This is a genomic window from Curtobacterium sp. MCPF17_011 (assembly GCF_003234145.1).
GTDB lineage: Bacteria > Actinomycetota > Actinomycetes > Actinomycetales > Microbacteriaceae > Curtobacterium.
Genome location: NZ_QKSK01000010.1, coordinates 1 through 12,353 on the forward strand (window position 1 = coordinate 1; position 12,353 = coordinate 12,353).

The window sequence follows — 12,353 nt, forward strand, 5'->3', positions numbered from 1 at the left end:
GTACCCGAATCCCTGGAGAACAGAACATGGCACGCATCCTCACCCGCACCATCGGCGTCGCTGGGGTGGTCGGGACCGCGGGCGTTGTCGGGACCGCGGTCCCGACCACCCCAGCGACGCCGACGCCGACGGACACCCCGACGCCGAACGCCCCGGCCACCCCGGCCGTGGTGACGAGCACCCCCGCGCCGAGTGCACCCGCGACCCCGACCGCTGACGTGACGCCGAACGGCACCGCGACCCCCGGCACGACCCCGACCAGTGCGAGCACCACGGCCGCCGGAACACCGGGCACCGGTCCGGGCTCGAACGGCACCGGCGAGCTCGCGTTCACCGGCTCGCCCGTCGGCCTCGGAGTGGGCGTCGGCGCGCTGGTCGCGATGCTCCTCGGTGGCGCCCTCGCCGCCTTCACCGCAGTCCGCCGCCGCCGGGCCTGATCCCCGGGGTGACGGGGCCGGGCTCCCGCTCGGTGCCGTCACCCCGCCCGCGGTCGGTCTGCGCACCGTGTCAGGCTCGCGCCGCCCGGCCCGGTCGGCCCGCGCCGTGGTCGCACGACATGCCGCGCGCCTCCCGCCCAGGTCGCGCAATCCCCCGCTCTCGCGGCCCGAGATGCGCACATCGTGCGACCTCGGCGGACGTCGGCGGCGAGTCGTGCGACCTCGCGATCGGCGAGACACCCGCCACCCCTCAGCCCGGCAGGACCGCGTGCCGGATGACCCAGCTGTGCATGACGATGGCCGCCGCCGCCGAGGCGTTGATGCTCCGCGTCGACCCGAACTGCGTGATCTCCAGGTGCCCGTCCGCGCCCGAGACGGCCTCGTCGGTCAGACCCGGCCCCTCCTGCCCGAACAGGAACACGCACCGCGCCGGGATCTCCGCCGTCTCGATGCGCGAGGCCCCGGGCGTGTTGTCGACCGCGACGACCGGACGCCCCTCGGCGCGCATGACCGCGAGGAACGCGGCGACGTCCTCGTGGTGCCGCACGTGCTGGTACCGGTCGGTCACCATCGCCCCGCGGCGGTTCCAGCGGCGACGCCCGATGATGTGCACGGTCCCGGCCAGGAACGCGTTGGCGGTCCGGACGATGGACCCGATGTTCAGGTCGTGCTGCCAGTTCTCGATGGCCACGTCGAAGCTGTGTCGGCGGGTGTCCAGGTCGGCGACGATCGCCGCCATGCTCCAGTACCGGAAGCGATCGACCACGTTGCGCGTGTCGCCGTGCTCGAGCAGTTCCGGGTCGTACTGCGGGCCCTCGGGCCACGGCCGCGGGTGTGGTCCGACGCCATGCGTCGTCGCCTCGTGGCTGGGTGGGAGCGCCGGCGTCGGCTCCGGCAGGTCGCCGGACGGGAGGCCCTGGGTCACGTGACCAGCGTACGGTGCGTCCGCCGCGCCTCCCGTCCGGACCCCGCACGGCCGCACACGCCCGATCGAGCCGGCTCACCGCACTACGCTGACCCCATGGCATCCCGCGACGAGGTCGAGTGCTGGCTGACGGACATGGACGGCGTGCTCGTCCACGAGAACCAGGCGCTCCCCGGCGCCCCGGAGCTGATCCGGCAGTGGCAGGACCAGGGCACCGAGTTCCTCGTCCTGACGAACAACTCGATCTTCACCCCGCGTGACCTCAGCGCCCGACTGCGCCAGTCGGGACTGCACGTGCCCGAGGAGCGCATCTGGACCTCGGCCCTGGCGACCGCCGACTTCTGCGCATCGCAGATGCCGAACGGCTCCGCGTTCGTGATCGGCGAGGCCGGTATGACGACCGCCCTGCACGAGGCGGGCTTCATCATGACCGAGACCGCCCCCGACTACGTCGTCGTCGGCGAGACCCGGAACTACTCGTTCGAGGCGATCACGAAGGCCGTCCGCCTGATCCGCGACGGCGCGCGCTTCATCGTGACGAACCCGGACGCGACCGGCCCGAGCGCCGAGGGCGTCCTGCCCGCGACGGGGGCGATCGCCGCCATGATCGAGAAGGCCACCGGCAAGCAGCCCTACGTGGTCGGCAAGCCGAACCCGATGATGTTCCGTTCGGCGATGAACCGGATCGGTGCCCACTCCGAGAACACCGGCATGATCGGCGACCGGATGGACACCGACGTGCAGGCGGGCATCGAGGCGGGGCTGCACACCGTCCTGGTCATGACCGGGATCAGCGACCAGGCCGAGATCGACAAGTACCCGTTCCGGCCGAGCGAGGTCATCGCGGGCGTGCACGAGCTCCTGCACACGGAGCCGTACGAGGTCGAGATCTAGAGCCGGTCCATCGCCGGCACGGTCCGCCACCGTCGGCGCAACCGCCAGGCGCGGTCGTCCCGCCAGGCGACGAGTGCTCCGGCGACGACGCCGAGCAGCAGCACCGCGAACGCCGCCAGACCGAGCAGCCCGACGAGGAAGAAGTCGAGCCCAGCGCCCCGCGAGGCACTGACCGCGATCGCCCCGAAGTCCCAGAACGCGTGCAGCAGCACCGGGGCGAGCAGGTTGCCGGTCAGGCGTCGCGCCAGGTACAGCGTCGACCCGAACGAAGCGGCGAACACCACCTGCACCACCGTCTGGCTGACCGGGGCCCCGGCCAGGACGTTGACGAAGTGCAGCAGCCCGAACAGGGCGCACGACGCGAGCCACACTCCGACCTCGGGCAGTCGGCGCCGCAGTCCGACGATCAGGACGCCGCGGGTCAGCAGCTCCTCGAACACCCCGACGAGCAGCACGCCGACGGTGAGGAGCAGGAAGTAGTCCACGGACTTCCCCGCCCAGTCCACCAGCGGCAGCCGTCCGATGCACACCGCGAGGACGAGGATCGGTGCGAGCATCGTCCAGCGCGGTCGACCACGCGTCGGGTCGACCGTCGCGATCCGCCACCAGCCGAGCGCGGTGACGACCACCACGAGGACCGCGGCGACGATCGACTCCGGGACCACCAGGTCGTGCAGGACGCTGTCGGTCGTCAGGCCGAGCGAGTCGTAGTCGTCACTCGGGCGCGAGCGGACGATGCTGTAGGTGGCGAAGAGGACCAGCGGGGCGATGCCGACGAGCAGCGACGGCGGGACCGGCCACCACCGTCGACGGCGACGGACGGCGGGAGGTTGCACGGGGGTCACCTCACGGTTGTACCAGGGTCGGCCGTACCATTGGCGCATGCGCCTGCCCTCCCTCAGCACCATGGCGGAGGACTACGTCAAGCTGGTCTGGAAGGCCGGCGAACGCGGCGGCGAAGGGGGTCTCGCCACGCGGGACATCGCGGCCGCCCTGCACGTGTCCGCCTCGACCGTGTCGGGCAACCTCCGGAAGCTCGACCGCGATGGGCTCATCGAGCACACGCTGTACCGCGGCGTGGTCCTCACCCCACTGGGGCAGCAGGCTGCCGTCGCCATGGTCCGTCGGCACCGGCTCATCGAGACGTTCCTGGTCGAACGACTCGGCTACTCGTGGGACGAGGTGCACACCGAGGCCGAGGCACTCGAGCACGCCGTGTCGGAGACGTTCCTCGACCGCGTCGATGCCGACCTCGGGCACCCCACGCACGACCCGCACGGCGACCCGATCCCCAGCGCGGACGGCGTCGTGCCGGACTCCCCCGGGGCGCTCCTCGGCACGGTCGACCCGGGCGTCTGCGGAACCGTCGAGCGGGTCTCGGACGACGACCCGGCGCTGCTGCGGTACTTCGACGAGCTCGGTGTCGGGCTGGGGACACACCTGCGGGTCGAGCAGGTGCGGGACTACGCGGGGGTGGTGGCGGTCTCGCGGCGTGACGCCGGCGGGGCGGAGGCGATGGTGGACCTCCCGGCCGCCGCCGCGACCGCCATCTGGTTGACGCCCGACGCTCCCCACTGACGCGCGGGCGGCGGCCCTCGAGATGCCGCGATTCGCGCATCTCGGAACCCGAGATGCGCGAATTCTGCATCCACGGCGGGCTCCCTGCGGCGTGTTGCGGAATCTCGGGAGGCACGTGCTCCGGCCCGTCGCGCCCGACCCGCGCCCGTCCCGCCCGGTCAGCCCTTGGCGGACCGCGTCCGCCCGAGGGCGACCTCGCGCCGGGCACGCGCGAGCGCCAACGCCGACCCCGCGTCCGGGTCCTCGAGCAGCCGCGCCGTCTCCGCCGCGTGCTCCCGCACGTCCGGGTTCCGGTGCTCCGCCGCCGCGGCCAGGACAGGAGAAGCGACGTCCGCCCCGAGCCCGGCGAGCGCACGGCTCAGCGCCAACCGGGTCTCCGCGTCCCCGTGCCCGAGTTGCACCGCGAGCGTGCGGGCGAGTGCGGGCCGGGCGTCCCCGGGGGCCAGCAACACCGCGGCACGCCACGCGGTCCGGGCGACACCCGGGTCGACGTCGCCGAGCAGCTGCGCCACCTCCGGGTACACCGACCCGTCGCGGATCTTGGAGAGGGTGTGCAGCGCCTGGCTCCGCGCCTGCGCCTCCGGACGGTCGAGTTCGTCGAGCAGCCGCGGGACCACCAGGTCAGCCGGGAGGCGCACCAACGCCCACGTGAGCATCTCCCGCACCTGCAGGTCCGGCTCCACCGCGCACTGCGCCACGAGGACGTCGAGCTCGTCCAGGGACGGCGTGGTCCCGGCGGCCATCACCGCCCGGAGTCGGACGGCGGGACGGGGGTCGGAGAGGTACGAGGCGAGCGTCGGCATGGCTCCTCCACCTCACCCCGCGCACCTGAGTGGCAGCCCGGCGAGGGGCATAGCGTGGACGGGTTCGTACCGACCTGGAAGGACTCCTACCATGCCCCGTATCGGCTCCAGTGACCTCACCGTCTTCCCCCTCGCCCTCGGCGGCAACGTCTTCGGCTGGACCGCGGACCAGGAGGCCTCACACCGGGTCCTCGACGCCTACACGGGTGCCGGCGGCGACTTCATCGACACCGCTGACGTCTACTCGGCGTGGGGCGAGGGCAACTCCGGCGGCGAGTCCGAGACCGTGATCGGCTCGTGGTTCGCCGCGTCCGGCAAGCGCGACGACGTGACGATCGCCACCAAGGTGTCGCAGCACCCGGCGTTCCCCGGCCTGTCGGCGGACAACGTCGCGAAGGCCGCACGGGCGAGCCTGCAGCGCCTCGGCACCGACCGCATCGACCTCTACTACGCGCACTTCGACGACCAGGACACGCCGCTCGAGGAGACCGTCCGGGCGTTCGACCAGCTCGTCCGCGAGGGCCTGGTCCGCTACACCGCGATCTCGAACTACTCGAACGAGCGTGCCTCGGAGTGGATCCGCATCGCGAAGGAGCACGACCTGGCTGTTCCGATCGCGATCCAGCCGCACTACAACCTCGTCACCCGCCAGCCCTACGAGTCCGACATCGCACCGCTCGCCGCCCGGGAGCACCTGGGCGTCGTGCCCTACTTCGCCCTCGCCGCCGGCTTCCTGACCGGCAAGTACCGGACGAAGCAGGACTTCGCCGGCAAGGACCGCGAGGGCCAGGTCTCGGGCTACTTCTCCGACCAGGGTCTCGCCGTCGTGGACGCCCTGTCCGAGATCGCGTCGGCGCACTCCGCCGAGATCGCCTCGGTCGCGCTCGCCTGGCTGCAGGCGCAGCCGGACGTCGTCGCCCCGATCGCCTCGGCGCGCAACACCGAGCAGCTGCCGGCGCTCCTCGCCTCGGCAGAACTCGACCTCAGCACCGAGGAGCTGCAGACGCTCACCGACGTCTCGGCGGCCGTCCCCGCGGCGTCCTGACCGGACCACGGTCACGCATCGCGACCGACCGACGGACGGGAGGCTCCCCACCAGCAGGTGGGGAGCCTCCCGTCCGTCACGTGGTGCGTGCGGTCAGTGTCCGGTGCCGAGTGGTGCGCCCGGTGGCTGCACCGAGAGCGCCGCGGCCGGGCTGCTCGACGGCGAGGCCGGGTGCTCGTCGATCGTGTTGCCGCGGATCCACGAGGTGAAGAGCAACACGAGGAGCAGGAGCACCACGATGATCGCGATCGAGCCGTAGACCAGGAGCTGCTTGCCGCGGCGCCCCTCGTGCTGCAGGCGGGCGAAGCCCTCGTTGATGAAGTTGTCGCGGTCGGCGCCGGTCGCTCCCGGGCCACCCGCGGCGGCGCCGGGCTGCTGGGCCGCGGCGACGGCGGGCAGCATCCGGGTGCTGGTGTCCTCCGGGCGGGAGGCGTCGGCGTCACGGAGCTGCTGGATCGCCTCCGTGCCGAAGAGGTCCTTGATGACGCCGGTGTCGCTCGTCTCACGGCCCTGCCACTCGGACTGGTCGATGTCCTCGGGAGCCGGTCCGCGCGCGCGGTCGACGCCGTCGTCGAGCCGCAACGACGGGTCCGTCGGAGCGTGCGTCGGCGTCTGCCAGTCCGGGATCGGCCACGCGGGGGTCGGGTCCTGACGAGGGGCGGACGACACTGGGCCGGGCGGCTGCGACCGGGTCTCGGCCTGGCGTTCGGGTTCGACGAGCGGCGGGACGGCCGAGCGTCGGTCGGTGTCGTCGTCCTCGGCTCCCCGCCACGGGACCGCGGGCGTCGGCAGCACCGAGGGCGGTGGGACGGCGGCGGCCGAGCGCGGCGAGAAGGCGGCGGTGGCGGACGCGCCGCGGTCGTCGTCGTCGTCGAGGTCGTCGTCGTCGGCGGGGGCCGTGTCGTGCACGACGACCTCGACGTCACCGGGGAAGACCTCGCCGGTACGGGCCGCGTCGTCGCTCAGGGACCAGCTCGAGCCGGAGGGGGTGGTCCGCTCGTCGGTACGGTCGTGCTCGGGGACGGTGCCGTGACCGCGCTGGCGGGCCGGGTCCGTCGGGGTGACCGCGGCCGGCTCGGCGGCCGGCTCCGCGACCGGCTCGGCACCGACCGGGGTGCCCGTCGCCCAGGAGCCCGCCGCGACGAGGTTCGTGTCGAACGCATCACGGGTCAGCGTCGTCGGGACCTCGCCGGTCTGGTCGTCCAGCAGGGACCAGTCGAACGGACGGTCGGCCTGCGGAGCGGCATCGACGTCGTCGCCCAGACGCAGGAGTTCGGTGAAGGTGGGCGGCTCGGACGTGGGCGGCAGCGAGTCCTGCACCCCGAGCGGCTGCGCGTCCGGACCACCGCGGAACGCGGGCGGAACCGGGGTCCCGGCGGGAGCACCCGCGGTGGGACGGGCACGGCCGAGCCAGTCGACGTCGTCACGACCGACGCCGTCCGGGTCGGTGCGGCGGCGTTCGTCCTCGATCGCCCGGGCCTCGGCAGCGCGGAGGTCCCGATCGGTCCGGGCGGTGGGCAGCGAGATCGCGCGGGGGTCCGGCGCGTTCGACACGGGCGGGACGGCGGCGGGCGGCGGCACCCGGCCTGCGACACCGCCCGGTAGCGCCAGCTCCTCGGGCATCGAGATGGCCTGGGTCGCCGCGGGGTCCGGCTCCGCCGCGGCATCGGCCTGCCCGTGGACGTCGTCGGCCTGCCCGTGAGCGATGTCGTCGTGCTCGTGGTCGGCCCGCGGCGCGGAGGCCGGCACCGACGCGGGGGCCGTGAACGGCTCCGGCTCCGGCTGCCCCGCTTGTCGAGCGGCACGTTCGGCCTCCCGACGCTCACGGCGCGACGGCCACTCCTCCTCGGTGATCGGCGCGCCGAAGATGTCCGCCGCACTGCGGAGACCGTGGAACGGAGCGTCCGGGTCGGGACCGCGCCGAGCCTCCTGTCCGCCGCCCCCGTCTTCGGGCGCGACCGACCGGTCGGACTCGTCGCGCCCCTCCGGACGCTCCTCGGTCACGCGGACAGCCCCAGGTCGGCCAGCCCGATCGCCGCCAGGTACGGGTAGCCGGCCGCCTCGATCTTCTCCTTGGCGCCGGTGTCCCGGTCGACGACGACGGCGACGGCGGCGATGACGGCGCCCTCGCGCTCGAGCGCCTCGGCGGCCTTGAGCGGGGACCCACCGGTGGTCGAGGTGTCCTCGAGCACGATGACGCGCTTGCCGCGGACGTCGGGGCCCTCGACCTGACGGCCGCGGCCGTGGTCCTTGGGCTCCTTGCGGACGACGAAGGCATCGTACGAGCCGCCACGTGCCGCGGACTGGTGCAGCACGGCGCTCGCGATCGGGTCGGCGCCCATCGTCAGACCGCCGACGGCGTCGACGTCCGGGACGCTCGCGATGAGGTCGGTCATGACCTGGCCGATCAGGGGCGCGACGCGGTGGTCGAGGCTCACCTTGCGGAGGTCGATGTAGTAGGAGGCCTGCTTCCCGCTGGTCAGCGTGAAGTCGCCGTGGAAGACCGCATCGGCCTTGATGTGCTCGATCAACTGCTCGCGCGCGTGGGTCACGGTGGTCAAGGGTAGCGGCGACGGCCGTTCCGCGCTCACCCGAGCGCACTGTCCGGCTGCTCCGATGCCGACGCCGGTACGCTCCGGTCATGCCCCTCGCCCGTCCGCGGGACGGCGTCCGACCGATCGAGGCCGGCGGCCGCCGCCCCCGATCCACCGTCGTCCGGGCGGTCGCGCAGGAGGCCCTCGGTGCGGTCCTCGCGCTGGTGCTCGCGGTCCTCGCCCTGCGTCACGTGCTCGCCACGGCCCGGGTGGCGCTCCTCTGGTACGACGGGGACTCGGTGCTCCTGCCGCTGGTGGCGCGGTCGATCGCGCTCGGACAGCCGTTCGAGTGGGCGATGTCCCCGGCGCTGTTCTTCTTCCCCGAACTGCCGGTCTACCTGGCGACCGCGGCCGTGACCGCGACACCGCAGCAGGCCTTGGCGCTGAACGGTGTCCTCGTCCTGCTGGCCGTGTACGCCCTGGTCCGGGCAGCGGCGAACGAACTCATGCCGTCGGCCGGTCGCCCGGCTCGGGTCGCCGTGTCCGTGGTCGCCGTCGTCCTGCTGACCATGCTCGTGTTGACGGAGTCCTCGGCGACCGCGACCTCGCTCGAACTGGCCTCGCTGCTCCTCACGACGACCTACTACTACGGCGCGGTGCTCGCGATGCTCGGGACCGCCGTCCTGGTCCTCCGGACGGTGCGGACCGGGCGGGCTTCGGTCCCCGTCCTCGTGACGCTCGGGCTGGTGGCGGTGCTGAGCACGGCCTCCAACCCGCTGTACGTGCCGTGGTCGGCCGGACCGGTCGTCGTGACGCTGGCACTGCTCGCGCTCGCCCGCCGCGTGCCCTGGCGACCGGCGACCTGGGTCTCGGTGACGCTGACGCTCGGTGCCGTCGTCGGGTACCTCCTGCGGATCCCGCTGCGGCCGTTCGTCTCCCTCGACCCCTCGACCTACGTGCACCCGGAGCGGGCCGGGGCGACCGCCGCGTTCTTCGCGTCGCTCACCGACGACCGGGCGGCGTCGGCGGCCGGGGACACCGGACTGCTGCTCATGCTGCTCGGGGTGCTGCTGAGCGCGGGCGGGACGGTCTGGGCGTGGCGCGCACGGACCGCCCGGGCGGTGCTCGTGGCGACCGCGCTGCCCCTGGTGACGATCGTGGCCGTGTCGGTCGGGGTGGTCGTCGCCGGCTCGGAGACACCGCGCTACCTCGAGCCGGTCGTCGCGATGCCGCTCCTGGCCGTCGTCGCGGTGTGCGAACTCACCCGGACCACCGTCCGTCGGACCCGGCTGCACCGACCGGTGCGCGGTCTCCGGACCGCGCTGGCGGTCGCGGCCGCCGCGGTGCTCGTCCTCGGGGTCGCTGTGACACCCGGCACGGTCGGGGCCGTGGTAGCGGCGCGGTACACGCCGGTGACCTGCCTGGACCGTTGGGTCGACGCGCAGCGGAACGCGGGTCGCGACCCGGTCGGCGTCGGTCAGTTCTGGACGGTGCGTCCGCTCGCGGCCTACGCGCAGCAAGACGTCCGACTGCTGCAGGTCCGCGACTCGTTCGACACCTACCCCTGGCTCGTCGACCTCGGCGCCTACCGGGACGCCCGCCCGGACTACGTCGTGATCGGCTCCGGGGACGTCTGGACGACCCCCGTCGAGGACTCGCTCGGACGCCCGGCCACGATCACGCACTGCACCGGGTACGACGTGTACGACTACGCGGGCACCGGGGGCGCCGACGTGCTGCGGCAGCGGGTCGTCGGGTCGGCCGAGCAGATCCTGCGCGACCGCGGGTTCTGAACGGGCGGGTCCTGCGCGGCGGGAGCCCTCGCGCCTCGGTCCGGCACCGGGGTACGCACCCTCCACAGCACGGATCTCTCACCCGTGTCGTCCACAGCGGAGCGTCGCCGCAGGGTTCGACCTGTGTGGATGTATAGGCTCCGTTCCGATGTCTCGCACCGTGGTCCCCGCCTCCCGTCCCCGCTCCGCCTCCGCCGCGGGCCGCCGACGCCTGCTCGCCACCGCCCTCGCGATCGCCGGCCTGGTCGGCTCGCTGGTCCTCGACGCACCGGTCGCGCAGGCGGCCTCGTACCCGTCGTGGGACGACGTCGTCGCGGCCCGGGGCAAGGAGTCCGCCAAGCAGTCACAGATCATCGAGATCCGCGGCATCATCGCCAGCCTGTCGGAAGAGGCGGACGCCGCGAAGGCCGAGGCCGATCGACTCGGTGCCGCATTCGAGGCCGCACAGCGCAAGGCCCTCCGCGCCGCCGAGAAGGAGCAGGCGCTCCGCGACGACGCCGAGGAGCACGCCGAGATCGCCGAGGCGAGCGCGGCGCAGGCCGGCCGGTTCGCCGCGCAGATGGCCCGCTCGGGCGGTGGCGACGTCACGACCAGCGTGATCACCGGGGGCGAAGGTGCCCGTGACCTGCTCTACGACCTCGGAGCGTTGAGCAAGCTGTCCGAGCAGGCCGAACGCGTCGAGACCGCAGCCACCACCGACGCATCGGTCGCCCGCTCCCTCACCGACCAGGCCGACCGGGCAGCCGTCGCGCTGAAGGACCTCGCCCAGGCCGCGCAGGACCGGATGGGCGAAGCGCAGGCCGCCTCCGACCGTGCCCAGGCCGCCTACGACGAGCAAGAGGACAACAAGTCCCGGCTCGAGGCGCAGCTCACCTCACTGACGTCCGGCCGCGCCACGACCGAGGCCCAGTACGAGAAGGGCGAACGGATCCGCAAGGCCGAGGAAGAGCGCAAGCGCAAGGCGCTCGAGGCCGAGCTGGCCCGCCAGCTGCGTGCCCAGCAGGCGGCGGCTGCCGCGGCCGCGGCGAACCAGGGCGGCGGTGGCAGCAGTGGTGGCGGCGCTCCGTCCGCTGGTGGCGGCGCGGCGGCGCCGGGCTCCGGCTCCGGCTGGGTCCGCCCGGCCGGTGGCTGGATCACCAGCGGCTACGGCGTCCGCGTGAACCCGTACACCGGCGCGGTCGCCATGCACGACGGCCTCGACCTGGGCAGCGGCTGCTCCACCGCGATCGTCGCCGCCTCCGCCGGCACCGTCGAGTACGTCGGCCGGTACGGCGGCTACGGCAACTACGTCCGCATCGACCACGGCGGCGGCGTCAAGACGGCCTACGGCCACATCGTCGACGGCGGGTTCCGGGTCTCCCCCGGGCAGCGGGTGGGTGCTGGTGCCCTGATCGCGCTCGTCGGGTCGACCGGCAACTCGACCGGCTGCCACCTGCACTTCGAGACGCACGTCGGCGGCGGCACCGTGAACCCGGTCGGGTTCATGGCGGCTCGCGGGGTCGGCTTCTAGTCCGCCTCACCTGCGATCAGGGCCGAGAGGCCCCTCCCGCACCGCGCGGGTCATCGACGTCGTCGACGTCCAGCTCCCACATCGTGCGGTACCAGGCCGTCCGGTCCCGGTCCTGCGGCAGCCCGTACGCCTCGTGGAACAGGTCGTCCCATCCGGGGCCGTGGTTCCACCCGAGGCTCATCGACGCCACCGCCAGGTCGGCCCACCGGTCCGCGACCCCGAGGGCGCCGAGGTCCACGTGCCCGATCCATCGCCCGTCGTCGCCGACCAGGGTGTTCGGGGTGCAGGCGTCACCGTGGCAGACGACCAGCTGGTCGGTCTCGGGCTGCGGCCCCATGGCGTCGACGTCCCGTCCGGCTGCCCGGGCACGGTCGAGTCGTTCCCAGGTCGACCAGACGAACGGGCACGACGCGACGGGCAGCGTCTCGTGCATCGCCCGGAGTCCCTCCCCCACCGCGATCACCGCCGTGCGCGGGTCGTCGTGCCACCGCTGGTCGACGGCGCTCCACCCGACGACCGGCCGGGTGGTCATCCAGGCGCCGGACTCGTCCGCTCCGTGGTGGACGACCTCGGGCACGGTGAGCCACCGGCCGGCCCACCGGAGTCGAGCGACCTCGGCGGCGATCCAGGGCGCGTGGTGCGGTGGCACCCACTTCACGTACGCGTCGGCACGGTCGGGGGACGGGCCGATCCGGAAGGTCTTGCCGCCCGCGGAGTTCACCCACACCGGCACGAGGGTCCGGCCGTCGGCGACCTCGGCGACGGCGTCCGGGACCGTGACCGGTTCGTCCGGCTGCCCACCGCGGCCGGCCAGGTCGTCCGGGCGCTCCACGT

Annotated in this window: 12 protein-coding genes; 6 read left to right on the top strand and 6 right to left on the bottom strand. The window is 73.6% G+C overall.

Annotation, left to right across the window (positions count from 1 at the left end; genetic code table 11):
* Positions 1-26: 26 nt before the first annotated feature.
* Positions 27-437, top strand: coding sequence for a hypothetical protein (locus tag DEJ25_RS12750; protein ID WP_111044904.1), 411 nt, complete (start codon positions 27-29; stop codon positions 435-437).
* Between the two features lie 250 nt (positions 438-687).
* Here DEJ25_RS12750 and DEJ25_RS12755 read toward each other — a convergent pair whose 3' ends face one another.
* Complete coding sequence (locus DEJ25_RS12755; protein ID WP_375334562.1) at positions 688-1,362, bottom strand: TrmH family RNA methyltransferase; 675 nt, start codon at positions 1,360-1,362, stop codon at positions 688-690.
* A gap of 96 nt (positions 1,363-1,458) precedes the next feature.
* Between DEJ25_RS12755 and DEJ25_RS12760 the strand changes: the two genes are divergently transcribed.
* Positions 1,459-2,256 (top strand): HAD-IIA family hydrolase, encoded by a 798-nt coding sequence (locus tag DEJ25_RS12760; protein ID WP_110905264.1) that lies wholly within the window; start codon positions 1,459-1,461, stop codon positions 2,254-2,256.
* Here the strand turns inward: DEJ25_RS12760 and DEJ25_RS12765 are convergent.
* The gene (locus DEJ25_RS12765; protein ID WP_181427436.1) at positions 2,253-3,140 is read right to left on the bottom strand and encodes a CPBP family intramembrane glutamic endopeptidase; all 888 of its coding nucleotides are present in this window, start codon (positions 3,138-3,140) and stop codon (positions 2,253-2,255) included. The two genes, DEJ25_RS12760 and DEJ25_RS12765, sit on opposite strands and share 4 nt — an antisense overlap.
* Between DEJ25_RS12765 and DEJ25_RS12770 the strand changes: the two genes are divergently transcribed.
* Complete coding sequence (locus DEJ25_RS12770; protein WP_111044906.1) at positions 3,139-3,834, top strand: metal-dependent transcriptional regulator; 696 nt, start codon at positions 3,139-3,141, stop codon at positions 3,832-3,834. The genes DEJ25_RS12765 and DEJ25_RS12770 overlap by 2 nt on opposite strands.
* Positions 3,835-3,992: 158 nt before the next feature.
* Here the strand turns inward: DEJ25_RS12770 and DEJ25_RS12775 are convergent, their stop codons facing one another.
* On the bottom strand, positions 3,993-4,637 hold the full coding sequence (locus tag DEJ25_RS12775) for a HEAT repeat domain-containing protein (protein ID WP_111044907.1): 645 nt from the start codon (positions 4,635-4,637) through the stop codon (positions 3,993-3,995).
* A gap of 91 nt (positions 4,638-4,728) precedes the next feature.
* On the opposite strand from DEJ25_RS12775, the gene DEJ25_RS12780 reads away from it, so the two are divergent.
* Positions 4,729-5,682, top strand: a complete 954-nt coding sequence (locus DEJ25_RS12780) for an aldo/keto reductase (protein WP_111044908.1) — start codon at positions 4,729-4,731, stop codon at positions 5,680-5,682.
* 93 nt (positions 5,683-5,775) lie between these two features.
* Here DEJ25_RS12780 and DEJ25_RS12785 read toward each other — a convergent pair whose 3' ends face one another.
* Both DEJ25_RS12785 and pyrE read right to left on the bottom strand, forming a co-directional pair.
* Positions 5,776-7,686: a hypothetical protein gene (locus tag DEJ25_RS12785; protein WP_111044909.1), complete on the bottom strand. Its 1,911-nt coding sequence runs from the start codon at positions 7,684-7,686 to the stop codon at positions 5,776-5,778.
* The gene (gene pyrE, locus DEJ25_RS12790) at positions 7,683-8,234 is read right to left on the bottom strand and encodes an orotate phosphoribosyltransferase (protein WP_110903816.1); all 552 of its coding nucleotides are present in this window, start codon (positions 8,232-8,234) and stop codon (positions 7,683-7,685) included. Before pyrE ends, DEJ25_RS12785 begins: the two co-directional genes overlap by 4 nt.
* Positions 8,235-8,323: 89 nt before the next feature.
* On the opposite strand from pyrE, the gene DEJ25_RS12795 reads away from it, so the two are divergent.
* Both DEJ25_RS12795 and DEJ25_RS12800 read left to right on the top strand, forming a co-directional pair.
* Positions 8,324-10,009 (top strand): hypothetical protein, encoded by a 1,686-nt coding sequence (locus DEJ25_RS12795; RefSeq protein WP_110903716.1) that lies wholly within the window; start codon positions 8,324-8,326, stop codon positions 10,007-10,009.
* A gap of 148 nt (positions 10,010-10,157) precedes the next feature.
* The gene (locus DEJ25_RS12800) at positions 10,158-11,519 is read left to right on the top strand and encodes a peptidoglycan DD-metalloendopeptidase family protein (protein WP_111044910.1); all 1,362 of its coding nucleotides are present in this window, start codon (positions 10,158-10,160) and stop codon (positions 11,517-11,519) included.
* Positions 11,520-11,535: 16 nt separating this feature from the next.
* Here the strand turns inward: DEJ25_RS12800 and DEJ25_RS12805 are convergent, their stop codons facing one another.
* The gene (locus DEJ25_RS12805) at positions 11,536-12,351 is read right to left on the bottom strand and encodes an aminoglycoside 3'-phosphotransferase (protein WP_258366498.1); all 816 of its coding nucleotides are present in this window, start codon (positions 12,349-12,351) and stop codon (positions 11,536-11,538) included.
* Positions 12,352-12,353: the final 2 nt, after the last annotated feature.